The sequence below is a fragment of the Actinomadura sp. NPDC000929 genome, assembly GCF_040492065.1.
Classification (GTDB): Bacteria; Actinomycetota; Actinomycetes; order Streptosporangiales; family Streptosporangiaceae; genus Spirillospora; species Spirillospora verrucosospora.
Map to the genome: position 1 here is coordinate 1 of NZ_JBEUPA010000136.1, position 23742 is coordinate 23742.

Annotated in this window: 21 protein-coding genes and 1 pseudogene; 16 read left to right on the forward strand and 6 right to left on the reverse strand. The window is 73.4% G+C overall.

The window, feature by feature from the left end:
- Positions 1-96, reverse strand: a pseudogene (locus tag ABWI04_RS33365) (dCTP deaminase); the annotation flags it as partial.
- Between the two features lie 17 nt (positions 97-113).
- On the opposite strand from ABWI04_RS33365, the gene ABWI04_RS33370 reads away from it, so the two are divergent.
- The 12 genes from ABWI04_RS33370 to ABWI04_RS33425 all read left to right on the forward strand — a co-directional run bounded on the left by ABWI04_RS33370 (position 114) and on the right by ABWI04_RS33425 (position 11149).
- A complete protein-coding gene (locus ABWI04_RS33370) occupies positions 114-707 on the forward strand; it encodes a sensor histidine kinase (RefSeq protein ID WP_353834904.1) in 594 nt (197 codons plus the stop codon).
- The gene (locus ABWI04_RS33375; protein ID WP_353834905.1) at positions 695-1342 is read left to right on the forward strand and encodes a response regulator transcription factor; all 648 of its coding nucleotides are present in this window, start codon (positions 695-697) and stop codon (positions 1340-1342) included. The genes ABWI04_RS33370 and ABWI04_RS33375 overlap by 13 nt, the downstream gene beginning before the upstream one ends.
- Positions 1339-2139: a DUF4097 family beta strand repeat-containing protein gene (locus ABWI04_RS33380; protein ID WP_353834906.1), complete on the forward strand. Its 801-nt coding sequence runs from the start codon at positions 1339-1341 to the stop codon at positions 2137-2139. The genes ABWI04_RS33375 and ABWI04_RS33380 overlap by 4 nt, the downstream gene beginning before the upstream one ends.
- A 400-nt stretch (positions 2140-2539) precedes the next feature.
- Positions 2540-3616: a methionine ABC transporter ATP-binding protein gene (locus ABWI04_RS33385; protein ID WP_353834907.1), complete on the forward strand. Its 1077-nt coding sequence runs from the start codon at positions 2540-2542 to the stop codon at positions 3614-3616.
- Positions 3613-4269 (forward strand): methionine ABC transporter permease, encoded by a 657-nt coding sequence (locus ABWI04_RS33390; protein ID WP_353834908.1) that lies wholly within the window; start codon positions 3613-3615, stop codon positions 4267-4269. The genes ABWI04_RS33385 and ABWI04_RS33390 overlap by 4 nt, the downstream gene beginning before the upstream one ends.
- Positions 4270-4298: 29 nt before the next feature.
- The gene (locus ABWI04_RS33395; RefSeq protein WP_345185638.1) at positions 4299-5114 is read left to right on the forward strand and encodes a MetQ/NlpA family ABC transporter substrate-binding protein; all 816 of its coding nucleotides are present in this window, start codon (positions 4299-4301) and stop codon (positions 5112-5114) included.
- Positions 5115-5220: 106 nt separating this feature from the next.
- Positions 5221-6213, forward strand: coding sequence for an STM4015 family protein (locus ABWI04_RS33400; protein WP_345185641.1), 993 nt, complete (start codon positions 5221-5223; stop codon positions 6211-6213).
- On the forward strand, positions 6210-7163 hold the full coding sequence (locus tag ABWI04_RS33405; protein ID WP_345185643.1) for an STM4015 family protein: 954 nt from the start codon (positions 6210-6212) through the stop codon (positions 7161-7163). The genes ABWI04_RS33400 and ABWI04_RS33405 overlap by 4 nt, the downstream gene beginning before the upstream one ends.
- A complete protein-coding gene (locus tag ABWI04_RS33410; RefSeq protein ID WP_353834909.1) occupies positions 7160-8230 on the forward strand; it encodes an STM4014 family protein in 1071 nt (356 codons plus the stop codon). The genes ABWI04_RS33405 and ABWI04_RS33410 overlap by 4 nt, the downstream gene beginning before the upstream one ends.
- Complete coding sequence (locus ABWI04_RS33415) at positions 8218-9018, forward strand: STM4013/SEN3800 family hydrolase (RefSeq protein WP_345185647.1); 801 nt, start codon at positions 8218-8220, stop codon at positions 9016-9018. Before ABWI04_RS33410 ends, ABWI04_RS33415 begins: the two co-directional genes overlap by 13 nt.
- The gene (locus ABWI04_RS33420; protein WP_353834910.1) at positions 9015-10295 is read left to right on the forward strand and encodes an STM4012 family radical SAM protein; all 1281 of its coding nucleotides are present in this window, start codon (positions 9015-9017) and stop codon (positions 10293-10295) included. The genes ABWI04_RS33415 and ABWI04_RS33420 overlap by 4 nt, the downstream gene beginning before the upstream one ends.
- On the forward strand, positions 10295-11149 hold the full coding sequence (locus tag ABWI04_RS33425; RefSeq protein WP_353834911.1) for an STM4011 family radical SAM protein: 855 nt from the start codon (positions 10295-10297) through the stop codon (positions 11147-11149). Before ABWI04_RS33420 ends, ABWI04_RS33425 begins: the two co-directional genes overlap by 1 nt.
- Before the next feature lie 7 nt (positions 11150-11156).
- Here the strand turns inward: ABWI04_RS33425 and ABWI04_RS33430 are convergent, their stop codons facing one another.
- Entirely contained in the window at positions 11157-12155 is a 999-nt protein-coding gene (locus ABWI04_RS33430; protein WP_353834912.1) for a helix-turn-helix transcriptional regulator, read from the reverse strand.
- Positions 12156-12243: 88 nt separating this feature from the next.
- Here ABWI04_RS33430 and ABWI04_RS33435 point away from each other — a divergent pair, with 88 nt between their 5' ends.
- The gene (locus tag ABWI04_RS33435; RefSeq protein ID WP_345185657.1) at positions 12244-12786 is read left to right on the forward strand and encodes a YdeI/OmpD-associated family protein; all 543 of its coding nucleotides are present in this window, start codon (positions 12244-12246) and stop codon (positions 12784-12786) included.
- 306 nt (positions 12787-13092) lie between these two features.
- On the opposite strand, the gene ABWI04_RS33440 is transcribed toward ABWI04_RS33435, so the two are convergent.
- Genes ABWI04_RS33440 through ABWI04_RS33450 form a run of 3 tightly spaced genes read right to left on the reverse strand, consistent with a single transcriptional unit; the run spans position 13093 to position 15967 of the window.
- Positions 13093-14244 (reverse strand): DUF6745 domain-containing protein, encoded by a 1152-nt coding sequence (locus ABWI04_RS33440; protein ID WP_353834913.1) that lies wholly within the window; start codon positions 14242-14244, stop codon positions 13093-13095.
- Between the two features lie 9 nt (positions 14245-14253).
- Positions 14254-14580, reverse strand: coding sequence for a DUF8820 family protein (locus ABWI04_RS33445; protein WP_345185666.1), 327 nt, complete (start codon positions 14578-14580; stop codon positions 14254-14256).
- A gap of 58 nt (positions 14581-14638) precedes the next feature.
- Entirely contained in the window at positions 14639-15967 is a 1329-nt protein-coding gene (locus ABWI04_RS33450) for a threonine/serine exporter family protein (protein WP_345185670.1), read from the reverse strand.
- Positions 15968-16399: 432 nt separating this feature from the next.
- Between ABWI04_RS33450 and ABWI04_RS33455 the strand changes: the two genes are divergently transcribed.
- Both ABWI04_RS33455 and ABWI04_RS33460 read left to right on the forward strand, forming a co-directional pair.
- Positions 16400-18493, forward strand: a complete 2094-nt coding sequence (locus tag ABWI04_RS33455; RefSeq protein WP_353834914.1) for a RecQ family ATP-dependent DNA helicase — start codon at positions 16400-16402, stop codon at positions 18491-18493.
- Between the two features lie 500 nt (positions 18494-18993).
- Positions 18994-20019, forward strand: coding sequence for a LysR family transcriptional regulator (locus tag ABWI04_RS33460; RefSeq protein ID WP_353834915.1), 1026 nt, complete (start codon positions 18994-18996; stop codon positions 20017-20019).
- A gap of 11 nt (positions 20020-20030) precedes the next feature.
- On the opposite strand, the gene ABWI04_RS33465 is transcribed toward ABWI04_RS33460, so the two are convergent.
- Complete coding sequence (locus ABWI04_RS33465) at positions 20031-20954, reverse strand: carbohydrate kinase family protein (protein ID WP_353834916.1); 924 nt, start codon at positions 20952-20954, stop codon at positions 20031-20033.
- Positions 20955-21122: 168 nt separating this feature from the next.
- Here ABWI04_RS33465 and ABWI04_RS33470 point away from each other — a divergent pair, with 168 nt between their 5' ends.
- Positions 21123-23561 carry a bifunctional acetate--CoA ligase family protein/GNAT family N-acetyltransferase gene (locus ABWI04_RS33470; RefSeq protein WP_353834917.1) on the forward strand — a complete coding sequence of 813 codons (2439 nt, stop codon included), beginning with the start codon at positions 21123-21125 and terminating at the stop codon, positions 23559-23561.
- Positions 23562-23742: the final 181 nt, after the last annotated feature.

Consider the following 23742-nt stretch of genomic DNA (forward strand, 5'->3'; position numbering starts at 1 on the left):
GTACTCCGCCGGCGAGCTCGTCCGGAACAGGCACATCTGCCCGATCTTCATCCCCGGCCACAACTTGATCGGCAGCGTCGCCACGTTCGACAGCTGAGAAGCGCGCCAGCGTCGTGGACGCCGCCGACATCGAGCGCCGCCGCATCGAGCGGGACCTGCACGACGGCGCCCAGCAGCGGCTCGTCTCCCTCGCGCTCAACCTCGGGCTGGCGCGCGAGACGCTCGGCGGCGTCCCGGACGAGGCCATGCGCGTGATCGTGGAGGCGCACGAGGAGGCCAAGGCGGCGCTGACCGAGCTGCGCGACCTGATCCGCGGCCTGCACCCGGCCGTGCTGGAGGACCGCGGCCTGGACGCCGCCCTGTCCGGCGTCGCCGCGCGGGTGCCGCTGCCCGTCCGGCTCCGCGTCGACATCGAGCCGCGCGCCTCCTCCACCGTCGAGGCCGTCGCCTACTTCGTCGTCTCCGAGGCCCTCACCAACGTGGTCAAGCACGCGCGCGCGAACGAGGTGGACGTCCGCGTCGCCCGCCTCGGCGACGTGCTGCGGGTGACCGTCCGCGACGACGGCGCGGGCGGCGCCGACCCGTCCGCCGGGACCGGACTGACCGGGCTCGCGCGCCGCGTCCAGTCCGTGGACGGTACGTTCCGGATCACCAGCCCCGCGGGGGGCCCGACGACCGTCACCGTGGAGTTGCCGTGCGCATTGTGATCGCCGAGGACTCGGTCCTGCTGAGGGCCGGGCTGATCAAGGTCCTGGAGACCTCCGGGTTCGAGGTCGCCGCGGCCGTCGGCGAGGCCGAGGGGCTGCTGGCCGCCGTGCGCGAGCACCGCCCCGACGCGGCGATCGTGGACGTCCGGATGCCGCCCGGCTTCACCGACGAGGGCGTCCGCGCGGCGCTGGTGATGCGGCGCGAGACGCCCGGGACCGCGGTGCTGCTGCTGTCGCAGTACGTCGAGGAGCGGTACGCGGCGGACCTGCTGTCGACCAGCACCAGCGGGGTCGGCTACCTGCTCAAGGACCGCGTCGCGGACGTGTCGGGGTTCCTCGACGCGCTGCGCAGGGTCGCCTCCGGCGGCACCGCCCTGGACCCCGAGGTCGTCTCGCAGCTGCTGCTGCGCCGGCACCGCGACCCGCTCGACCGGCTCACCCCGCGCGAGAAGGAGGTGCTCGCCCTCATGGCCGAGGGACGCTCCAACGCGGGCATCGCCGCGGCGCTGGTGGTGAGCGAGAGCGCGGTCGCCAAGCACATCAACAGCATCTTCGCCAAGCTCGACCTCCCGCATGCCGAGGGCGACCACCGCCGCGTCCTCGCCGTGCTGCGCTTCCTGGACGGCGAGGGGTGACGGCCCCGGCCGCCCCGGACCGGCCGCGCCGCCGCGGCGTCTGGATCGCGCTGGCGATCGCGACGGCGCTGGTCGTGGCCGCGCCGATCGGCCTCACGGCGTTCGGCCGCGCCGTCAAGCGGACGGCGACGTCCATGACCCCCTACCCGCAGCCGATCCGGGAGGTGCGGCTGGACGTGGGCAACGCGGAGATCTCGGTCGGTCCGGGATCGGACGGCGGGACGCGCGTCTACAAGGACCTCCACTGGGGGCTGAGCAAGCCCGAGCTCACCGAGTCGCTGGTGGACGACATCCTGTTCGTCACCTTCCGCTGCCCGGGTCCCGACCGGCTGGGCGTCGGGTGCGGGGCGGACATCGACGTCCAGGTCCCGGCCGGGGCGCGCGTGTCGGCGGTCGCCGGCTCCGGGAGCATCGACGTGCGCGGGGTGACCGGCGACCTCGACCTGCGGACCGGGTCCGGGGAGATCGACGTGACCGGGGCGCGCGGGCGGCTGCGGCTGCTGGCGAGGTCCGGGACGATCAACGGCCGCGCGCTCGCCTCGGCGAAGACGCAGGCCGACGTGTCGTCGGGCACCCTCGACCTCCGCTACGCCGAGCCGCCGGGCTCGGTCGACGCCTCCGCGGGCTCGGGCACCGTGAAGATCATCGTTCCGCCGGGCTCGCGCTATCGGGTCGCCGGGTGGACGGGCGCGGGCAACGCCCACCTCAACCCGGCCGTCTACGACGACCGCTCGCCCCGCCTGATCTCCGTCCGCAGCGGTTCGGGCGAGACCTGGGTCGACTACCGCGATGACTAGGGCGAACGGGACGATCCGGAGCGATGAGCATCACACCGGGCGGATTTGCGTCATCGGTGTGCGGCCGGTTAACTGCTGGCATGCCTTCCGTACGCCCGTGCCGTGAGCACCGCCCGCCGATGCGGCGGGCCATGCGGCGTACGTGTTGCCGGCGAATGTGTGACCGCTGAGGGCCCCCGCCTGAGACTCGCGCCCCGAAGCGAGCGAACTCCGAACCCCCTGGAGTCGCGCATGTTCTTCCAACGCCACCTGCTGAGCCACGCGCCGTACCCGCCCGGTCGCTCCTGACCCGCGCGGCGCCTCCTCGGCGCGTCCTCTGACGCCCGGCGCGTCCCGATCGCCGACCCGTCCCGAACGCCGCCGCCCGTCCGGCGGCCCCCGTCCGCATGGGTGATTCCCTGTGATTCAGATCGAAAAACTTCGAAAGGTCTACCGCGGCCGCGGCCGCGAGGTGACCGCCGTCGACGGCGTCGACCTGACCGTCGCCGAGGGCGAGGTCTTCGGCGTGCTCGGCCGCAGCGGCGCCGGAAAGAGCACCCTGCTGCGCTGCGTCAACCTGCTGGAGCGCCCGGACGAGGGCCGCGTGGTGGTCGGCGGCCGGGACCTGCTCGCGCTGCGCGGCGGGGAGCTGCGCCGGGCGCGCCAGGGCATCGGCATGATCCACCAGCATTTCGGCCTGCTCGGCAGCAGGACCGTCGCCGGGAACGTCGCGTTCCCGCTGGAGGTCATGGGCGTCCCGCGCGCCGAGCGGACCGGGCGCGTCGCCGAGCTGCTCGACCTCGTCGGGCTCACCGAGCACGCGAAGGCCCACCCCGCCCAGATCTCCGGCGGGCAGAAGCAGCGCGTCGGCATCGCCCGGGCGCTCGCGGGACGGCCGAAGGTGCTGCTGTCGGACGAGGCGACCTCGGCGCTCGACCCCGAGACGACCGCCTCGATCCTGGAGCTGCTGCGCGACCTCAACCGCCGGCTCGGCCTCACGATCCTGCTCATCACCCACGAGATGGAGGTGGTGAAGCGCATCTGCGACTCGGCCGCGGTCATGCGGGAGGGCCGGTTCACCGAGTCCGGGCCGGTGCCCGCGCTGCTCGCCCGTCCGGGCTCGGAGCTGGCGCGCGGCCTGTTCCCGCTGCCCGCCGCCGAGCCCCGCGAGGGCAGGACGCTGGTCGAGGTCACCTTCACCGGCGGCGCGACCGACGAGCCGTTCGTGTCGGCGCTCGCCCGCAAGTACGCGCTGGACGTCAACATCCTCGGCGGCGCGGTGGAGACGGTCGGCGGCGAGCGCTTCGGCCGGCTCCAGCTCGAACTGCCCGGCGAGCCGGAGGCCAACGCCGCGCAGCTGGCGTTCCTGCGCGAGTCCGGCCTCGCCGTGGAGGTCGCGAACCCGGTGCGGGCGGCGAACCCGGTGCAGGCCGCGAACCCGGTGCAGGCCGCGAACCCGGTGCAGGCCGCGAACCCCGTACAGGAGGACCCCCGATGAGCTGGGACGAGGTCATGCCGCTGCTGTGGCCCGCCACCCGCGAGACCCTCTACATGACCGGCGTCGCGACGCTGTTCACCGCCGTCCTCGGGCTGCTGCTCGGGGTGCTGCTGGTGATCACCGAGCGGGGCGGGCTGCTGCCCGCGCCGCCGGTCAACGGCGTGCTCGGCGTCGTGGTCAACATCGGCCGGTCGCTGCCGTTCCTGATCCTGATGGTGGCGATCATCCCGTTCACCCGGGCGGTCGTCGGCACCAGCATCGGCAACGCCGCCGCGATCGTCCCGCTGACGGTCGGCGCCATCCCGTTCTACGCGCGGCTCGTCGAGATCGCGCTGCGCGAGGTCGACCCGGGCGTCCTCGCCGCGGCGGACGCGATGGGCGCCACCCGGCGCGAGATCGTCGGCAAGGTCCTGCTGCGCGAGGCGCGGCCGGGCCTGGTGTCCGGCCTGACCGTCACCGTCATCGCGCTCATCGGCTACACGGCCATGGCCGGGACGGTCGGCGGCGGCGGGCTCGGCAACCTCGCCGTCGTCTACGGCTACGAGCGCTTCGAGACCAAGGTCATGGTCTCCACCGTGGCGCTGCTGATCGTCATCGTCCTGATCATCCAGGCGGCGGGGGACCTCGTCGCCCGCCGCCTGACCCACAAGTAGCACCGACCCCACAGAGAAAGGCACTCCTCGTGCTTCGCAGACTCACCGCCGCGCTGGCCTCCGCCGTCCTCCTCGCGGGCCTCACCGCCTGCGGCTCCTCGTCGGCGTCCGACGACCCGGACGCCCCGCTGAAGGTCGCGGTCAACCCCGTCCCGCACGGCGACATCCTCAAGTACGTCAAGGACGACCTGGCGGGCAAGGCCGGGCTCAAGCTGGAGATCGTCACCTTCAGCGACTACCAGCAGCCCAACACCGCGCTGAAGGAGAAGCAGGTCACCGCCAACTACTTCCAGCACGTGCCGTTCATGGAGGAGTTCGAGAAGAAGTCCGGGACGAAGCTGGCGTTCGTCGCGCCCGTGCACCTGGAGCCCCTCGGCGTGTACTCGAAGAAGGTGAAGAGCCTGCAGGCCGTCCCGCAGGGCGCGACCGTCGCCGTGCCGAACGACCCGGCGAACGAGGGCCGCTCGCTGAAGCTGCTCGCCGACAACGGCCTGATCACGCTGAAGCCGGACGCGCCGACCAGCGCGACCGAGCGGGACGTCGCGAGCAACCCCAAGGGCCTGAAGTTCAAGCCGCTCAAGGCCGCGCAGCTGCCCCGCTCGCTGGAGGACGTCGACCTGTCGGTCATCAACGGGAACTACGCCATCGAGGCGGGGCTCGCCCCGAACAGGGACGCGCTCGCCGCCGAGAAGGCCGAGGGCAACCCCTACGCCAACGGCATCGTGACGCTGCCGGAGGACAAGGACGACCCGCGCGTGAAGAAGCTCGTCCAGCTGCTGCAGGGCCCCGAGGTGAAGAAGTTCGTCGAGGACAAGTACAAGGGGTCGGTGCTGATCGCCTCCTGACCCGGCTTCGTCCCAGGCCCGGGCCGGTCTCCGAACCCCGGAAAGCGGCGCGGACTGTCCGTCGGTCCTGATAGGACAAGTGCCGACGATCAGGCGAAGGGGACTCATGGCCATTTATCAGCACCTTGAGGAGTACGTCGGCCTGCCGGTGGCCACGTTCAACGAGGACACCGGCACCGAGGAGGAGGACGGCACCGAGGACGACGACGGCCGCGGCGCGGGCACCGATCCCGTCAGCGGGGAGGACTTCCCGCCCGCGGGCGAGGCCGCCTGGTTCGTCGGCACCTCCTTCGACGAGGAGCCGTTCGGCGACGTCTGGGCGCGGTTCATGGAGACCGTCGACACCACCGAGGTGACGGCGCTCATCATCGGCTACTGGGGCGCGTCCTACGAGCTGGAGAACGTCCCCGACCCGGTGCAGATGCTGACCGGGGCGGCCGCGTCGTTCCCGAAGCTGCGGTCGCTGTTCCTCGGGGACATCACCGGCGAGGAGGCGGAGATCTCCTGGATCGAGCACGGTGACATCACGCCCCTGTTCGCCGCGTTCCCCGACCTGGAGCGGCTGGAGGTGCGCGGCGCGCAGGAGCTCGTCCTCGACCCGGTCAAGAGCGACAGGCTGAAGGTGCTGCGCTTCGAGTCGGGCGGGCTGCCGGCGCGGATCGTCCGCGCCGTCGGCGCGAGCGAGCTGCCCAACCTGGAGCACCTCGACCTGTGGCTCGGCGAGGCGAACTACGGCGGCGACGCCACCGTCGCCGACCTCGCGCCGTTCCTGTCCGGCGAGCGGCTGCCGGCGCTGCGCCACCTCGGCCTGGAGGACAGCGAGATCCAGGACGAGGTCGCGGCGGCGGTCGCCGGCGCGCCGGTCGTCGCCCGGCTGGAGTCGCTGAGCCTGGCGATGGGCGTCCTGACCGACCGGGGCGCCGAGGCGCTGCTGGCCGGCCAGCCGCTCACCCACCTGCGCAAGCTGGACCTGCACCACCACTTCCTGTCCGACGCGATGATCGAGCGGGTGCGGGCGGCGCTGCCCGGCGTCGAGGTCGACCTGGACGACCAGGAGAAGCCGGACGGCGACTGGCACTACATCGCGGTGTCCGAATGATCCAGCAACGCCTGTCCACGTTCGCGGGGCTGCCCGTCCACACCTTCGACGGCGAGCCGGACGGCCCGCTGCCGGACCCGGGCGAGGTGGCCTGGGGCGTCTACCACCACGTCCACGACAACGGCGCGTGGGGCGCGGAGGTCCCCGAGAACCTCGACCTCCTCCTGAAGACGGTCGACACCTCCAAGGTCACCCACCTCGTCATCGGCTTCTGGGGGTTCTCCCGCGAGGAGTTCGACCCGGTGCAGTGGCTGGTGGACAACGCCGGGCGCTTCCCCCGCCTGCGCGCGCTGTTCCTCGGCGACATCCTCGACTGGGAATGCCACATCTCCTGGATCCAGAACGGCGACATCTCGCCGCTGTTCGCGGCCTTCCCAGGGCTGGAGCACTTCGAGATCCGGGGCGCGTCCGACCTGCGGTTCGAGCCCCTGCGCCACGAGCGGCTGAAGGCCCTGCGGATCGAGTCCGGCGGGCTGCCGGCCGAAGTCGTGCGGGCGGTCGCGGGCGGCGACCTGCCCGCACTGGAGCACCTGGACCTGTGGATCGGTTCGGAGCAGCACGGCGGGTCGTCCTCGGCCGAGGACTTCGCGCCCTTCCTCACCGGCGAGCGGTTCCCGTCCCTGAAGCACCTCGGCCTGGAGAACGGCCCGTTCCAGGACGAGCTGGCGGAGGCCCTGGCGAGCGCGCCGGTCGTCGCCCGGCTGGAGTCCCTCAGCCTGGCGATGGGGATGCTGTCCGACCAGGGAGCGGAGGCCCTGCTGTCCGGGCAGCCCCTCACCCACCTGCGCAGCCTCGATCTGCACCACGCCTTCCTGAGCGAGCCGATGGCCGAGCGGCTCCGTGCGGCGCTGCCGGGCGTCGACCTCGATCTCACCGACGCGCTGGGGGAGCCGGCGTGGCGGGACCAGGAATGGCTCTTCAGCGACTCCTACGTCGCGGTGTCGGAATGACGCTCGCCGTGGTCGGCGCGCCCGGCGACCGGCGTCCCGCGCTTTTCGCCGCGGCGTGCCGGTCCGCCGGGCTTCCCGAACCCCGGCTCGTCCCCTGGACGGATGTGCTGCGCGGCCTCCCGCTCTCCTTCGAGGCGGGCGAGCTGGTCCGCGTCGACTCGCCCGGTGAGGACGCCGGGGCCGACGCGCTGCTGCGCGGCCCCGGCGCGCCCGAGCGGGTCGGCGGCGGGGCGCGCTGGCACCGGACGTTCACGGCGGCGCTGCGGCGGCTGTCGTCGGCGGCCTCCGCCGCCGGCGCCCGCGTCCTCGGCGACGTCGACGAGATCGCGGTCATGTTCGACAAGCGGCTGACCCATGCCCGGCTGCTCTCCGCGGGTGTCCCCGTCCCGGTCGCCCTGCCCGAGGTCGACGGTTACGCGGCACTCCGCTCCCGGATGGACGAGGCGGGTGAGCGGCGGGTGTTCGTGAAGCCGGCGCACGGGTCCTCCGCCTCCGGGGTGGTCGCGCTCCAGACCGCGCCGGGCCGCGTGCGGGCCGTGACGTCGGCGTCGCTGACCGGCGGCCGGCTGGTCAACTCGCTGCGCGTCCGCTCGTACGAGACCGAGGACGAGGTCGCGACGCTGATCGACCTGCTCGCGCCGGACGGCCTGCACGTCGAGCGGTGGCTGCCCAAGGCGGCGCTCGGCGGGCGCGTGTTCGACCTGCGCGTCGTCGTCATCGGCGGCGAGCCCACGCACGCGGTCGTCCGCACCAGCCGGACCCCGATGACGAACCTGCACCTGGGCGGCTCCAGGGGGGACCTGGAAGCGGTGAGGCACGCGCTCGGGGAGGACGGCTGGAGACGGGTCCTGGACGTGTGCGCGCGGGCCGCCGCCTGTTTCCCGGGCAGCCCGATGGTCGGCGTCGACCTGCTCGTGGGCTTCGGGTTGAAGCGGTTCGCGGTGTGCGAGGTGAACGCCTTCGGCGATTTGCTGCCCGGGCTGACCGGCCTGCCGGGAAGCTCCGCCGAGGGCTTGGACACCTACGGCGCCCAGGTCAGGTCGCTGGTGCAGGCATGCACGACATGAACGACATCATCGGCAGCCACGACGTGCTGCTGGTGACCCTCGACACTCTGCGCTACGACGTGGCCGCCGAACTGGCCGCGGCGGGGGAGACCCCCACGCTCGCCGGGCTGCTTCCAGAAGGCCGCTGGGAGCGCCGCCACACACCCGGCAGTTTCACCTACGCCGCGCACGCGGCGATGCTGGCCGGCTTCCTGCCGACGCCCGCGTCGCCCGGCCCGCATCCGCGCCTGTTCGCCGGAGCCTTCCCGGGCAGCGAGACCACCGCCCCCGGCACGTGGACGTTCGACGCCGCCGACCTGCCGACGGGCCTTGCGTCGGCTGGCTACCACACGGTCTGCGTAGGCGGCGTCGGGTTCTTCAACAAGCTGACACCGCTCGGGTCGGCGTTGCCGTCCCTGTTCGCCGAAAGCCACTGGGAGCGCGGGTTCGGCGTGACCGACCCGGAGTCGCTGCCCAACCAGATCGACCGGATCGCCGAGGTCGTGGCGCGGCTGCCTGCCGAACGGCGCCTGTTCCTGCTGCTCAACGTCGCGTCCCTGCACCAGCCCAACTGGTTCTACCTGGACGGCGCCACAAGCTCGAACGGAGACACCCGTGCGAGTCACGCCGCCGCCCTCCGGCATGTGGACGCGCACATGGGCAGGTTGTTCGCACTGATGCGCCGGCCGTGCTTCGTCATCGTCTGCTCCGACCACGGAACGGCGTACGGCGAGGACGGCCACACGGGCCACCGCATCGGCCATGAAGTCGTCTGGACCGTTCCGTACGGGGAGTTCGTTCTGTCGTGAATCCATACCAGGCGTACGTGTACGCCTACCCGCACAAGACCGCCTACCGTCCGCTGCGACCGGCGCCCGGGCTGCGCGACGTATGGGCGGGGGAGTCGCTCGACGCGCTCTTCCTGTACCTGCACGTCCCCTTCTGCGAGATGCGGTGCGGCTTCTGCAACCTCTTCACCCGCACCGGCGTGCCCGAGGAGCTGACCGGCGCCTACCTCGACGCGCTCGACCGCCAGGCGACCGCCGTCCTGGACGCCCTGGACGGCGCCGCCTTCGCCACCGCGGCCTTCGGCGGAGGGACGCCGACCTACTTCACCGCGTCCGAGCTGGAACGGCTCTGCGGCATCGCCGGACGCTTCCCCGGATTCGGGTCGATCCCGCTGGGCGTGGAGACGTCCCCGGCGACCGCCACCACCGACCGGCTGACCGTCCTCGCCGAACACGGCACCACCCGCGTCTCCATCGGTGTGCAGAGCTTCCTGGACGAGGAGGCGCGCGCGGCCGTCCGGCCGCAGAAGCGCGCCGAAGTGGAGGCCGCGCTGGACCGCATCCGCGCCGTGGGGTTCCCGATCCTCAACATCGACCTCATCTACGGCATCGACGGCCAGACACCCGCGACGTGGCTGCACTCCCTGAACGCCGCTCTCACATGGCGTCCGGAGGAGATCTACCTGTACCCGCTCTACGTCCGCCCGCTGACCGGCCTCGGACGCCGCGCCCAGGACTGGGACGACCAGCGCCTCACCCTCTACAGGCTCGGCCGCGACCACCTTCTCGGCGAAGGCTACGAGCAGGTGTCGATGCGGATGTTCCGGCTGCCGTCATCGGGCGCGGGCGGCACGGAGTACTGCTGCCAGACCGACGGCATGGTCGGCCTCGGCTGCGGTGCACGCTCCTACACCTCCCGCCTCCACTACTCGTTCGAGTACGCGGTCGGAGCCGGGCAGGTCCGTTCGATCATCGACGACTACGTGCGCGAGACCGACTTCACCACCGCCCGCGTCGGATTCACCCTGGACGACGACGAACGCCGCAGGCGGCATCTCGTCCAGTCCCTTCTGCAAGCGGCCGGCGTCGACCTGCGCGCCTACGGTGCGCGCTTCGGGAGCGACCCGATGGACGACTTCCCCGCCGACCTGAAGCCGTTCGCCGAGCGAGGGTGGCTGGAGACCTCCGAAGACGTCCTCCGGTTGACCCCCGAAGGGCTCGCCTACTCCGACGCCGTCGGCCCGGCGCTCTTCTCCTCGAGCGTGCAGGCGCTGATGGCGTCCTACGAGGCGCGGTGATGGACCATCTGACGATCCTCTACCGGGGGCCGCTCGCCAGCTGCGACTACGACTGCCCGTACTGCCCGTTCGCCAAGCGTCGCGACACCCCGGAACAGCTTCGCGCCGACCGCGCCGCGCTCGAACGGTTCACGGAGTGGGTGTCGGGCTGCGACCATCGCGTCTCGGTCCTCTTCACGCCGTGGGGCGAGGGGCTCGTCCGCTCCTGGTACCGGCGCGCCCTGACCGGCCTCAGCCGCCTTCCGCATGTGGACCGGGTCGCGATCCAGACGAACCTCAGCCACCGCGTCTCCTGGACGGCCGACGCCGACCTCACACGGCTGGCGCTGTGGGCGACCTACCACCCCGGCCAGGTCCCCTACGAGCGGTTCCTGGGCAAATGCCATGACTTGGCGGAGCGCGGGGTCCGCTTCAGCGTCGGCATCGTCGGCCAGCCGGAGCACCTCGACGCCGCCCGCCGCCTCCGGGCCGACCTTCCCGCCGGCACCTATCTCTGGGTCAACGCGGCCGAGGGGCGCACCTACGACGACGCCGAGGCCGCCTCCTGGACCGAGATCGACCCGCTGTTCCCCGTGAGCCGCCACCCGCACGCCAGCCGCGGCCTTTCCTGCCGGACGGGCGACACGGTCGTCTCGGTGGACGGCGACGGCACGGTGCGCCGCTGCCACTTCGTCCCGTCCGTCCTGGGCAACCTCTACGACGGCTCGTTCCGTGCCGCCCTGGCGCCCCGCCCGTGCCCCCTCGCCACGTGCGACTGCCACATCGGCTACGTGCACCTCGAACCCCTCGGCCTCTACGACACCTTCGCCGGCGGCATCCTCGAACGCATCCCCGCCCTGCTCGACCAGCCCTGACCGCCGTTCAGCGCCCCCGGCCCTGACCCGGAGCTTGGTCTTGCCCGCTCCGCCCGTCCGGATCGGCGGCGTAGCGGCCGGCGAGTTCGGCGCCGATCCTGGCGAGTTCGCGCTGGACGGTGCACGGCTCAACGACGTCGAGCAGCGTGCCCCAGCCGGCGAGGTGGCGGGCGATGTCCAGTGGGGTCGGGGCGGCGAGACGCACCCGGACACGCCCGTCGCCCGCCTCGCCGTCGGTGTGGCAATGCCGCCCGAACTGGTCGCGCAGGACGGGCACGAACCGCTCCTCGACGAGCACGGTCGCCCACGTCCGCGAGCGTCGGCTCTCGATCTCGTCGGTGACCTCCTGCCAGGCGGTGGCGAGGGTGAAGTCGTCGGGGCGTTCGGCGGGAAGGCCGGTCGGCTCGGCCCGGGTGATCCGGTCGACGCGGAAGGTCCGCCGTCCCCGCTCGGTGCCCGCCAGCAGGTACCAGACGTCGTCCTTGTCGATCAGGCCCCACGGGTCGACCAGGCGTTCCGACGGTTCCCCGGTGCGGCCGGCGTAGGTCAGGCGGACCCTGAGGCGGCGGATCACGGCGGTCTGCAGCAGGTCGACCATCGCGGGCCGGGGACGGTCCCGCTCGCCCCACCGGACGGGGTCGACGAACGTCGCGTCCATGGCGGCCTCGGCATCGGTGCGGAAGGTCCGCGGCAGAGCTCCCATGAGCTTGCGCAGCGCGGCCCTGGCCTCGGGCGAGACGGCGGCGGCGGGGCCGACCAGCAGGAACAGGGCCCGCGCCTCGGCCGCCGTCAGACCGCTGAGGTCGGTGCGGGCGCCGCCGACCAGCTGCCAGCCGCCGCCGCGGCCCGGCTGCGGGTAGACCGGGACGCCGGCCGACGCGAGCGCCTCCAGGTCGCGGCGGGCGGTGGCGACCGACACCTGGAGCTCGGCCGCCAGGTCGGCGGCGGTCACACGGCCGCGGACCTGCAACAGCAGCAGGACGGCGACGAGGCGGTCAGCGCGCATGAACCCGGATTTCCGCAGAAAGTGCTCAGAGGATGAGCACTTTACCCGGAAGCATGGAAGGCGTCGCCCACCGAGAGGGGAACCACCGATGATGCATTTCGCGGACGCCGCCGAGTGGGAGGCGTGGCTGGCCGAGCACCACGAGAGCGGGGACGGCGCCTGGCTGAAGATCGCCAAGAAGGGGTCGGACGCCGCCTCCGTCACGATCACGCAGGCGCTGGAGATCGCGCTGTGCTACGGCTGGATCGACAGCCATCGCCGGACCCACGACGAGCGCTTCTACCTGCAGCGGTACTCGCGCCGCCGCAAGGGGGGCTCCTGGTCGCGCAAGAACGTCGAGCGGGTGGAGGCGCTGACCGCCGCCGGGCGGATGCGCCCGCCCGGCCTGGCCGAAGTCGCCGCCGCCCAGGCGGACGGACGGTGGGCGGCCGCCTACACCGCCCAGCACGACGCCACCGTCCCGCCCGACCTCGCGGCAGCGCTCGCGACCTGCCCGCAGGCCGCCGCCCGCTTCGAGGCGCTCGACAAGACGTCCCGCTACCTGATGATCCTGCCGCTGCTCAAGGCCCGGACCCCGGCCGGGCGCGCCACCCGCCTGAACAGGGCGCTCTCCGAGTTGCAGGACCGCTGAAACCGATCGCCGGAACCGTGGCGCAGACGCGCGCGGGGGAAGCGCAATGCGCTTCCCCCGCAGGGCGGGCGCCCCGCCGCGTGTTGTCACCAGACCCCGCCCATGCCTCCACCCGGCGGGTCGCCAGCGGCTCGCAGCATGACCGGGGGCGTGGTCACGCCCGCCGTCACCGTCGTCATTTCCACCCGGCGTACCGGCGGCGGCCATTGGCATGACCGGGGGCGTGGTCGCGCCCGCCGTCACCCGCCGAGGCAGAAGCAACGGGGGCGGTTCCGACCGGTGTCCGGCCGGAACCGCTTGCCGGATTCAGGTCTGCTTCTCGGGGTGGTAGTCGGCCTCGGCGACGCCGAACGTCCACGCGACGCCCGCGCGCGCCGTGCGGGTGTCCGGCGGGACGCGCAGGTAGTAGGTGCGGTGGGTCCCGTCCGGTTCGGGGGTCGAATTGACCACCTCCACCATGACCACCGGCTCGTCGCCCGGCAGTTCGATCGACCACAGGACGCCCGTCTCGTCCCGGTGCAGGGGACGCGCGCCGGTCTCGGCCAGGTACCGGTCGTAGCCGAAGATCTCCAGCATCACGCGGCGCAGCTCGGCGTTCTGCTCGGAGGAGATGCGGTCGGGCGTCAGGTTCTTCAGCGACGCGACGAAGCCCGCCGGGATCGGCATGCCGCGCCAGGCGTGCAGCGCGAACCCGTCCGGGTAGGCGAGGGCGGGGCCGTCCCCGCGGTGCAGCCGCCCGGGCTCGTCGCGGTACAGCTCGCTCGGCCGCTCCGACAGGATCACCAGCCGCTCGTAGGGCCACCACCAGCCGGCGGACCGGGCCACCTCCGCCAGGCCGGCCAGCCGGCCGTCGAGCCGTCCGAGCGACTCGAACAACGCCAGCCACGGTGCGTCGTGCTGGCCCAGGACGGCGTCGAGCGTGGCCGCGCGCAGCAGCGATTCGGCCTCGCGCTTCTCCTGGGTCGAACGCCTTCTCCGCGCACCGAGGGACCGGCCGGTCGCCTGCTCGCCGCACGCCCCGCGCACGCGCGCGACGAGTGCCTGCACCTGGTCCCACAGGAGCCCGCCGGTGTCGGCCCACGTGCGCGGCCACTGCTCCGGCCCCTGCTCGGAACACGCCGCCGCACGTTCGGCCTCCCAGGGGCGGGTGCGCACGTCCGTCAGGACGCTCGGCCCGGCCGCGAGGTCACCGAGGTCGGCGCGGGCCTGTTCGAGGAGGTCGTCGAGCCCCGCCGCCTCCAGCGCCTCGCCGTGCCCGGCGATGACGGCCGCCGCGACGGCGCCGCGCGCGGGGGAGGGCACCCACAGGTACCGCTCGGGGGGCTTCAGCCCGGCGGAGGCGTAGGCCGCGGCCACGCCCGCCTCGGCACGGGCCCGGTCGGCGGGGCCGGTGGCGAACCCGGCCGCCTGCCAGTCGCCGACGACGAAGTGGGTCTCGCGTACCGTTCCGGTGAGCATCCCGCCTCCTCAGTCGGCCACGACGCGGACGGAACCGGGCACGTACTCGCGCTGGCGGATCACCCGGTACCAGCCCTTGGGCAGGGTGATCGCCGCGTGCTCCTCGTGCACCAGGCGCCCGCCGGACGGCAGGTGCAGGTGGTCCGGCACGAGCGGGTCGGGGGTGCGCAGCAGCGTGCCGGGCGCGGCCAGCGCGTGCGCGTGCCCGGTGGCCTCGCCGAGGGCGAGCACCATGCGGCCCCGGCCGTCGCGCGGGGACGGCGGCAGCTCGCGGACGGACTGCGGAACCGTCTCCTCGGGCACGGGCAGGATCAGGACGTCTCCCTGTCGGTACATGCGGCGAACGTAACGCCCGCCACCGACAGAACCCGCCCCCCGACGAGGGCGGCGGGGGTCAGAAGCCGCGGGTCCGGCGGGCGGCGGGGCGGGCCCAGCGGCCGGACGCGCTCAGCCCGACGTGCTGGAACGCGCGGACGAGTTCGCCGCCGAGGTTCACGCCGGCGCCGAGGGCGAGCGCCACGGACACCGCTCCGATGAGGCTCAGCACGCCCGCCTGCGGCGAACCGGTGTTGAGCTCGACCATGCCCCGGTAGAGCGCGGTCCCCGGCAGCAGCGGGCCGATGGCGGGGACGACGAACGGCATGACGGGCTCCCCGTGCCTGCGGGCGAGCCAGCTCGCCATCACGCCGACGATGGTGGCGGCCACGGCGGCGGCCAGGACCGGTGGAACGTGCCATCCGCGGGCCAGCACGAAGAGCACCCAGATCAGCGCGCCGCCGAGGGCGACGGTGGTCAGCACGTCCCGCGGGGCGGCCAGGGACACCGCGAACGACAGCGAGATGGCGGCGGCGGCGATGACGGCGACGGGCTCCAGGCTCGCCGACGGGGTGGGCAGGTGCCGGACGTCGATCGGCACGCCCATGCTGACCGCGGCGTACACCACGGCGCCCAGCCCGGCGACGATCGCCGCGATCATGAAGAAGACCTCCAGCATCCGCGCGCCGGCGCTCACCAGGTCGCCGGTGATGCCGTCCTGGATGCTCGCCACCAGCGGGCGCCCCGGAAGCAGCGCCAGGATCGAGCCGGTGACGATCGTGGCGGCCTGGCCGGGGTTGCCCAGCGCCACCACCCCCGCGGCCGCCGCCGCGCCGATCGCCGCGGCCACCGCGAACTGGAAGAACTCCGCGATGCCGCGGCGCGCCAGCGCGGCGGCCGTGCGGTCGCCCAGCATCGTGGCGACGAACGCGGTGGTCGCCACCAGCGGTCCGCCGCCGGACAGCACGCTGCCCGAGGCGGCGATGAGGCCGAGGGACACCACCAGCAGCCAGGTCGGGTACGGAGGGCCGCCCCTCTTGATCTCCGCGAGCCGCTTGTGGGCCTCCTCCAGTTCGAGCATGCCGATGGAGGCGTCCTGGACGAGCTGGTGCAGCGCCGTGAGCCGCCAGTAGGCCGGGGTCCGCCGCCGGATGGAACGCGCGCTGGTCATCGGCGCCGCGCCCCCTCCCGGATGCGCCGAGACGAGGATGCTCGTCAGGGTGACCTGCACCTCGCACCGGGGGAGTTCGAAGGCCACGCCCAGGCCGAGCATGGCCTCGTTCACGCGCTCGGTGGTCTCGCCGCTGGCCAGGAGGAGCTCGCCCACCCGCAGGACGAGGTCGATGGCCCGCGGGTCGACGACCTCGCCGGGCTCGTCTTCGGGCGGTTCCGGGGGCGACCCGTCCATGAGGACCTGCCATGTCCGCCGCAAGCGATCAGCCGCGCCCATACCCCCGCCGGTGTCCCTTCCCGCCCATGAACCGATCTTGACTGGCAGGCTACCCACCAGCCCGGTGTCCCCAATCCGTGGCCTGCGTCCCACCCCTTCCGCAGAGGTCGACCGCCCGCGCGGGCGGCGGCCGGGACGCCGGGTGCCGCCGCGTCCACCTGCTGAACCAGAAGAGTGACCGGCTGGTTCGCCGTCCGGCGCCCGTCCGTGGACGTGGGCCGGCGCTCCAGGGTGTTGGTTCCCCGATCGGTGAGCACGACCCGCACGGTTCCGCACTCGTCGGCGTCACCGCGCGGGCGCCGGGCGCCGACCCCCCAAGAGGGCCTCCGCTGTTTTCCACAGAACTCGATTCTGGTGTGGTGTGCTCCGAAGCACTGGTAGCAAGGACGCATGAGTTCTTCGGACGGTCTGCGCGACGAGGCCGAGCGGTGCCTGCGCGCCCTCGCCGGTGACCACGCGCGCCTGCGCGACGACCAGTGGACGGCGATCAGCGCGCTCGTCGTCGAGCGGCGGCGCGCCCTCGTCGTCCAGCGGACGGGCTGGGGCAAGTCCGCCGTCTACTTCGTGGCGACCCGGCTGCTGCGCGAGCGCGGCGCCGGCCCGACCGTGATCGTCTCGCCGCTGCTGGCGCTGATGCGCAACCAGATCGACGCCGCCGAGCGGGCGGGCATCCGCGCCCGCACGATCAACTCCTCCAACACCGGCGACTGGGACCAGGTCTTCGCCGAGGTGGAGGAGGGCGCGGTCGACGTCCTGCTGGTGAGCCCCGAGCGGCTCAACAACCCCGATTTCCGCGACCTCGTCCTCCCCAAGCTCGCCGCGGGCGCCGGGCTGGTCGTGGTCGACGAGGCGCACTGCATCTCCGACTGGGGCCACGACTTCCGCCCCGACTACCGGCGGCTGCGCACCCTGCTGGCCGAGCTGCCGCCCGGCATCCCGGTCCTCGCCACCACCGCGACGGCCAACGCCCGCGTCACCAAGGACGTCGCCGAGCAGCTCGCGGGCGACGACGCGCTGGTCCTGCGCGGCCCCCTCGAACGCGACTCGCTGCACCTCGCCGTGGTGAGCCTCCCCACCGCCGAGCAGCGCATCGCCTGGCTGGGCGAGCACCTCGGCGACCTCCCGGGCAGCGGCATCATCTACACCCTCACGGTCGCCGCGGCCCACGAGATCACCGCGTGGCTCCGCGACCGCGGCTACGAGGTGGCCGCCTACTCGGGCCAGACCGAGCAGGCCGAGCGCCTCCAGGCCGAGCGCGACCTCCACGACAACAAGCTCAAGGCCCTCGTCGCCACCAGCGCCCTCGGCATGGGCTTCGACAAGCCCGACCTCGGCTTCATCGTCCACGTGGGCGCCCCGCAGTCCCCGGTGGCCTACTACCAGCAGATCGGACGCGCCGGCCGCGGCGTCGACCGCGCCGAGGTGATCCTGCTGCCCGGCCGGGAGGACCGCGACATCTGGGCCTACTTCGCGAGCCTCGCCTTCCCGCCGGAGCACATCGTCCGCAGCACGCTGGACGTCCTGGACTCCGCCGGCCGCCCGCTCTCCACCACGGCCCTGGAACCGCTGGTCGACCTCAACCGGGCCCGCCTGGAGATGATGCTCAAGGTGCTCGACGTGGACGGCGCCGCCCGCCGCGTCAAGGGCGGCTGGACGTCCACCGGCGAGCCCTGGTCCTACGACCGCGAGCGCTACGAGCGCGTCACCGCCGAACGCCGCCGCGAGCAGCAGGCGATGCTCGACTACATCGCGGCCACCGGCTGCCGCGAGGAGTTCCTGCGCCGCCAGCTGGACGACCCCGACGCGGGCCCCTGCGGCCGCTGCGACAACTGCACCGGCCGCCACCGGCCCACCGACGTCACCCGGGAGAGCGCGGACCGGGCCCGCGACCGCCTGCACCGTCCCGGCGTCGACATCGCCCCCCGCCGCATGTGGCCGACCGGCGTCAAGGACGACCTGGGCGTCTCCGGCCGCATCAAGCCCGAGCTCCAGGCCGAGACGGGGCGGGCGCTCGGCCGCCTCACCGACATCGGCTGGGGCAACCGCCTGCGCGACCTGTTCGCCGCCGGCGACACCGAGGTCCCCGCCGACCTGGTGGACGCCGTCGTCCAGGTCCTCGCCGCCTGGGACTGGGCGGCCCGCCCCACCGGCGTCGTCACCATCGGCTCCCGCTCCCGCCCCCGCCTGGTCACGACGTTCGGGCAGCGCATCGCCCAGATCGGCCGCCTGCCCTACCTGGGCGAACTGGTCCCCGTCGGCGAGCCCGTGCCGCGCCGGCACAACAGCGCCCAGCGGCTCCGCTCCGTCTGGCAGAGCCTGACCGTTCCCACCGACCTGGCGGAGGCCCTGGCCGACAACCCCGGCCACATCCTCCTGGTGGACGACCGCTTGGAAACCGGCTGGACGATGACCGTGGCGACCCGCCTGCTGAAGGAGTCCGGCGCCCGCTCGACCCTCCCCCTGACCCTGGCCACCCCCACCTGACCCTGGCCACCCTCACCTGACCCGCACCCGAACCCCCACGCCCGCCCGGTTGCGTAAGCGGGTCTTGCGGTGGCTGCATCGGGGCCCTCGGGGGCCCCGATGCCGGCCCGGCGGGGTGTGCCGCCCGCGCGCCCCCGTGGGCGCGGGCGGGACGTTCTCGGGCCGGCCCGTGCGCGCGGCCCCGCGCACGGGCCGGCGTCCGTTCCCGGCGCCGCGGCGGAGAAGAGCCGCGGCGAACGGGAGACCAGGGCGCCGGGCGGCGGCCCCGGCGGCCGGCACCGCCGGGGCACGCCCGGGAGCGCCGCCGTCCTGGGAGTGGGACGGGTGACGGCGGCGGTGGAGCGGCTCGAGGGAAAGTGTTCTAGAGGTTAGAAAACTCTGTCCAGTTGTTTAGGAGAACATCTTGAGATAAGTTCAGGCGGAAATGTCATCATTTCCCGCTTAGTTGGCCCCGCGGCCATTTCCGTGGGTCCCCGGAAGAGGTAGTAATGTCCCTCCCCGTGCCCCCGACCCTCGACTCGCTGCTGGACTGTCCGCCCGGCCTGCTCGACATGACGTTCGACCAGCTGCGGACCCTGCTGGTGGTGCACGAGACCGGTTCGGCGCTGCGGGCGGCCCGGGTGCTGGGGCGCGAGCAGTCGAGCGTCCAGAAGCAGCTCGACACGCTGAACCGCAACAGCCAGGTGCTGTGCGGGGAGGTCCTGACCGTCCGGCAGGGGCGCGGGAAGGACTACCTGTTCACGCCGACCGGGGAGACGACGGTCGAACTGGCGCGCACGACGTTCGAGAAATGGCTGGAGTCCATTCACTGGAGCCGGCGCCGCCTCGGCCGCATGCTGACGGTCGGCACCACCGAGTTCACGCTGCCGATCGTCTCCCGGGCCTGGGACCGGGTCTCGGAGGAGTTCCGGCAGCGCGAGGTCGAGTTCAAGGTCGCCCACGTCCGCACCAAGGACCTGTGGTCGCGGCTGGAGACCCGCCAGGTCGACCTCATCTGCGGCAGCATCGTCAGCACCCCGGAGGGCGACCTGCGCCTCCAGGAGTACGAGGTCGTCGAGTACGCCCGGGGCCAGGCGCTGCTGCTCACCAACCTGCCGGAGGGCGAGCTGCCCGGCACGCCGGTGCAGACCAGCCGCCTCGGGCGCATCCCGCTGGTGGTGCCGCCCGCCGGGCTCGTCGCCGACCTGCTCGCCACCTGGTACGGGACGAACTTCCGCGAGCGGCTCAACGTCGTCGCCGACATCGACGACGTGCACTACGGGCTGTCGCTGCTGCGATCCGGGTTCGTGCGCGGCTGCATGATCGTCACCGGTTCGATCGGGCGGGGCATGGCCGCGCAGGAGGACCCCGACGCCGTCCCGCTCCGTGCGATCGGGCTGGACGACGACCTGGAGCCCAGGGCCGAGTTCATGACGGGCGCGTTCGTCCGCCGCGCCGACCTCGAACGCTACGACGCGGGCCACCCCCTGAACCGCCTCTGGGACGCGGTCAGGGAGGACGTCCGCACCTACACTCCGCTCGCCTGAGCGGCCCCGCCCTACTTGATCTGGTTGTCGACCACGTCGAGGGTGGGGCGGGCGCCCAGGTGCTGCATGGCGCGGGCGGCCAGGCGGCAGCCCGCGGTGAGGGCGTCGGCCGGCTGCTTGCCGTCGAGCCACGGCGGGAGGAACCCGGCGACGAACGCGTCGCCGGCGCCCGTGCCGTCGATGATCTTCTCGACGGGCTCCGCCGCGACGGTGACCGGCTCGGGACGGCCGTTGGTGTACCACAGGGCCCCGTCGGCGCCGTTCGTGATCACGACCTGCGGGTACCAGGCGGTCAGCACCTTGGCGGCCTGCTCGGGCGTGTCGCGGCCGGTGAGGATCTCGGCCTCCTTGGCGTTGACGACCAGGAGGCGGGCGCCCTGCGTCCACTCCAGGAAGGGCTCGGCGCCCATCCGCTTGAGCGGGGAGGACGAGCCGCCGTCCACGGAGACCGACATCTGCGTCTTGCGGGCGATCTCCAGGGTGTGGATGGCCGCCTTGCGGGACCCCTCGTTGATCAGGGCGTAACCCGACAGGTGCAGGTGGGTGCCGCCGGAGAACAGGTCCTTGCAGCGCTCGATGTCCTCCGGGAGGAGGGCGGCGTTGGCGCCGGGGTCCGACAGCATCGTCCGGTCGCCCTTGTGGGTGACCATGACCACACAGGTGCCGGTGGGACGTTCCTGGTCCATGACGAGGCGGGCGTCGACGCCGTAGCCCATCAGTTCCATGTCCCGGTTCCGGCCGGCGATGTCGGAGCCGCGGCGGCCGACGAAGGCGGCGTCGGTCCCCTCCACGGCGAGCCATGCGGCCACGTTGGCGCCGGAGCCACCACCGTGCGTCGTCACGGCGGCGGGCGTGTCGCTCCCCTTGGCCAGGGGATACGCGGCACGCGCCACGGTGTCTGTCATAAGATCGCCGACCACGACCACGCGCGTCATGGAGTCATCACCTCGATCAACACGGCCCGCGCGAGCGGCAATTCTTGGACGTGTGCTCGACCGTAACAGCTTCGGAGCCCGGATTAGGTCTCGAACGCGCAGCGAAACCGAGGAAGCCGGTTTTTTCGTCGCGGGACCGTGACGCATCCGTGCCTTACCCTCGGGTACGTGACCGAGCGTTATCCGGATCAGTGGGAGGCCGACGTCGTCCTCAGCGACGGCGGGACGGCCCATCTGCGCCCCATCTGCCCCGAGGACGCCGATCTCCTGCGCGCGTTCCACGCGCGGCTGTCCCCGGAGTCGATCTACTACCGGTTCTTCTCGCCGCGCCCCCGGCTGTCGGACCGCGAGATCGAGCACTTCACCACCGTCGACCACGACCGGCGCGCCGCGCTGATCGCCACGATCGCGGGGGAGATGGTGGCGGTCGTCCGCTACGACCGGCTCGCCGACCGGCCGGAGACGGCGGAGGTGGCGTTCCTGGTGGAGGACGCGCACCAGGGCCGCGGGCTCGGCGCGGTGCTGCTGGAGCACATCGCGGCGGCGGCCCGCGAGCGCGGGGTGCGCCGGTTCGTGGCGAGCGTCCTGCCCGACAACCGCCGGATGACCCGGGTGTTCCGGGAGGCCGGGTACCGGGCGGAGCAGCGCTTCGAGGAGGGCGTGATCGAACTCGTCCTCGACCTGGAGCCGACCGACACCTCGCTGGAGGTCATGACGGCGCGCGAGCACCGGGCCGAGGCGCGCTCGATCCAGCGGCTGCTGTTCCCGCGGTCGGTGGCGGTGGTCGGGGCGAGCCGGGCCGAGCACAGCGTCGGCCGGACCGTCCTGCGGAACCTGCTCGCCGGGGACTTCAGCGGGCCCGTGTACCCGGTGCACCCGACGGCGGTCGCGGTGGCCGGGGTCCGCGCGTACGCGTCCGTCCTGGAGATCCCGGACGACGTGGACCTCGCGGTCGTGGCGGTGCGGGCCGACGCCGTGCACGAGGTCGTGGAGGAGTGTGCGAGCAAGGGCGTGCGGGGGCTGGTCGTCGTGTCGTCCGGCTTCGGCGAGGTCGGGGAGGAGGGACGGGCCGCCCAGGAGCAACTGGTGCGCCTCGCGCGCGCCTACGGGATGCGGGTCGTCGGCCCCAACTGCCTCGGCATCGCCAACACCGACACCGACGTGCGGCTGAACGCGACCCTGGCGCCGACCATGCCGGGACGGGGCCCGGTGGGGTTCTTCTCTCAGTCCGGCGCGCTGGGCATCGCCATCCTGCAGCGGACGGCCGCGCGCGGTCTCGGGCTGTCCACGTTCGTCTCGGCGGGGAACCGGGCGGACGTCTCCGGCAACGACCTGATGCAGTACTGGGAGGAGGACCCGGCGACCAGGGCCGTCCTGCTGTACCTGGAGTCGCTGGGCAACCCCCGCAAGTTCGCGCGGCTCGCGCGCAGGCTCGGCCGCCGCAAGCCGATCGTGGCGGTGAAGAGCGGGCGCAGCACGCAGGGCGTCCCGATCGGGCACGCGGCGCGGGCGCTCACGCTGCCCGACCACGCGGTCAGCGCGCTGTTCGAGCAGGCCGGCGTGATCCGGGTGGACGACCTGGCGGAGCTGTTCGACGTGGCGCAGGTGCTGGCCTACCAGCCGCTCCCGGCCGGCGACCGCATCGCGATCATCGACAACTCCAACTCGCTGGGCCTGCTGGCGCAGGACGAGGCCGTCGCGCTCGGGCTGGAGGTCCGGCCCCGCATCGACCTCGGCCCCCGCGCCGACGCCGACGACTACGAGGCCGCCCTCGCCGGCGCGCTGGACGACGACACGGTCGACGCGGTCGTGGCGCTGTTCACGCCCCCGACGATCGGCGGCTACGACGTGCGCGTCCCCGAGAGGATCCTGCGGCTGGCCGCCGAGGGCCGCAAGCCCATCGTGGCGACCTACCTCGGCACCGAGGGAATGCCCGCCGACCTGCGCGTCACCGGCCCGGACGGGATGCCCGCGGAGGGCTCCGTGCCGTCCTACACGGCGCCCGAGGACGCCGTCCGGGCGCTGGCGTACGTGATCCGGTACGCGCGGTGGCGGCGGCGCCCGCCCGGCCGCATGCCGGTGTTCGAGGACGTGGACCGTGCCAAGGCGCGGGAGCTGGTCGCCGGGTGGCTGGGCGACGGCGGCCCCGTGGAGGTCGCGCCGGAGCAGGCGGCGGAGCTGCTGGCCTGCTACGGCATCCGGCTCGCGGGCGGGACGGACGGCGTGGCGACCCGCATCGTCGTCAGGGAGGACCCCTCGTTCGGCGCGCTGATCTCGTTCGGGATCGCCGACGAGACCGCCGAGCTGCTGGACGACCGCGCCTACCGCCTGTCGCCGCTGGCGGACGCGGAGGCGGCGGAGATGATCCGCGCGATCCGCACGGCCCCGCTGCTGCTGGGGCACCGCGGCGCCGATCCGGTGAACCTCGGGGCGCTGGAGGAGCTGCTGCTGCGCGCGTCCCGCCTCGGCTACGACCTTCCGGAGGTGGCGCGGCTGGAGCTGAGCCCCGTCATGGTGGGTCCGTCAGGGGTCGCGGTGCGGGCGGTGACGCTCACGCTGGAGCGTCCCCTGGGGCCGCGCCCCGAACTGGAGCCGCGCCGCCTGTGACTCGGGCCCGGAGGCCCGGGGCCTGGACACCGGCCCCGGGCCTCCGGCGTGCCCGCCGTCAGCCCGGGGGCGGGGGAGGGCTGGGCTCCGGCGTCGGCGGGACGGGATCGGGCGCGGGGCCGGGCGGGATCGGCTCGGGCCCCGGCGGGGGCGGGGACGGCTCCGGCGGCGGGCCGGGCGG

What these genes read in the sequence shown, in the direction of transcription:
- ABWI04_RS33465 (WP_353834916.1), bottom strand. Translation starts at nt 20,954, where the DNA reads ATGACGCGCGTGGTCGTGGTCGGCGATCTTATGACAGACACCGTGGCG.
- ABWI04_RS33455 (WP_353834914.1), top strand. Translation starts at nt 16,400, where the DNA reads ATGAGTTCTTCGGACGGTCTGCGCGACGAGGCCGAGCGGTGCCTGCGC.
- ABWI04_RS33430 (WP_353834912.1), bottom strand. Translation starts at nt 12,155, where the DNA reads ATGCGCGCTGACCGCCTCGTCGCCGTCCTGCTGCTGTTGCAGGTCCGC.
- ABWI04_RS33440 (WP_353834913.1), bottom strand. Translation starts at nt 14,244, where the DNA reads ATGCTCACCGGAACGGTACGCGAGACCCACTTCGTCGTCGGCGACTGG.
- ABWI04_RS33405 (WP_345185643.1), top strand. Translation starts at nt 6,210, where the DNA reads ATGATCCAGCAACGCCTGTCCACGTTCGCGGGGCTGCCCGTCCACACC.
- ABWI04_RS33445 (WP_345185666.1), bottom strand. Translation starts at nt 14,580, where the DNA reads ATGTACCGACAGGGAGACGTCCTGATCCTGCCCGTGCCCGAGGAGACG.
- ABWI04_RS33410 (WP_353834909.1), top strand. Translation starts at nt 7,160, where the DNA reads ATGACGCTCGCCGTGGTCGGCGCGCCCGGCGACCGGCGTCCCGCGCTT.
- ABWI04_RS33425 (WP_353834911.1), top strand. Translation starts at nt 10,295, where the DNA reads ATGGACCATCTGACGATCCTCTACCGGGGGCCGCTCGCCAGCTGCGAC.
- ABWI04_RS33450 (WP_345185670.1), bottom strand. Translation starts at nt 15,967, where the DNA reads ATGGACGGGTCGCCCCCGGAACCGCCCGAAGACGAGCCCGGCGAGGTC.
- ABWI04_RS33435 (WP_345185657.1), top strand. Translation starts at nt 12,244, where the DNA reads ATGATGCATTTCGCGGACGCCGCCGAGTGGGAGGCGTGGCTGGCCGAG.
- ABWI04_RS33390 (WP_353834908.1), top strand. Translation starts at nt 3,613, where the DNA reads ATGAGCTGGGACGAGGTCATGCCGCTGCTGTGGCCCGCCACCCGCGAG.
- ABWI04_RS33400 (WP_345185641.1), top strand. Translation starts at nt 5,221, where the DNA reads ATGGCCATTTATCAGCACCTTGAGGAGTACGTCGGCCTGCCGGTGGCC.
- ABWI04_RS33415 (WP_345185647.1), top strand. Translation starts at nt 8,218, where the DNA reads ATGCACGACATGAACGACATCATCGGCAGCCACGACGTGCTGCTGGTG.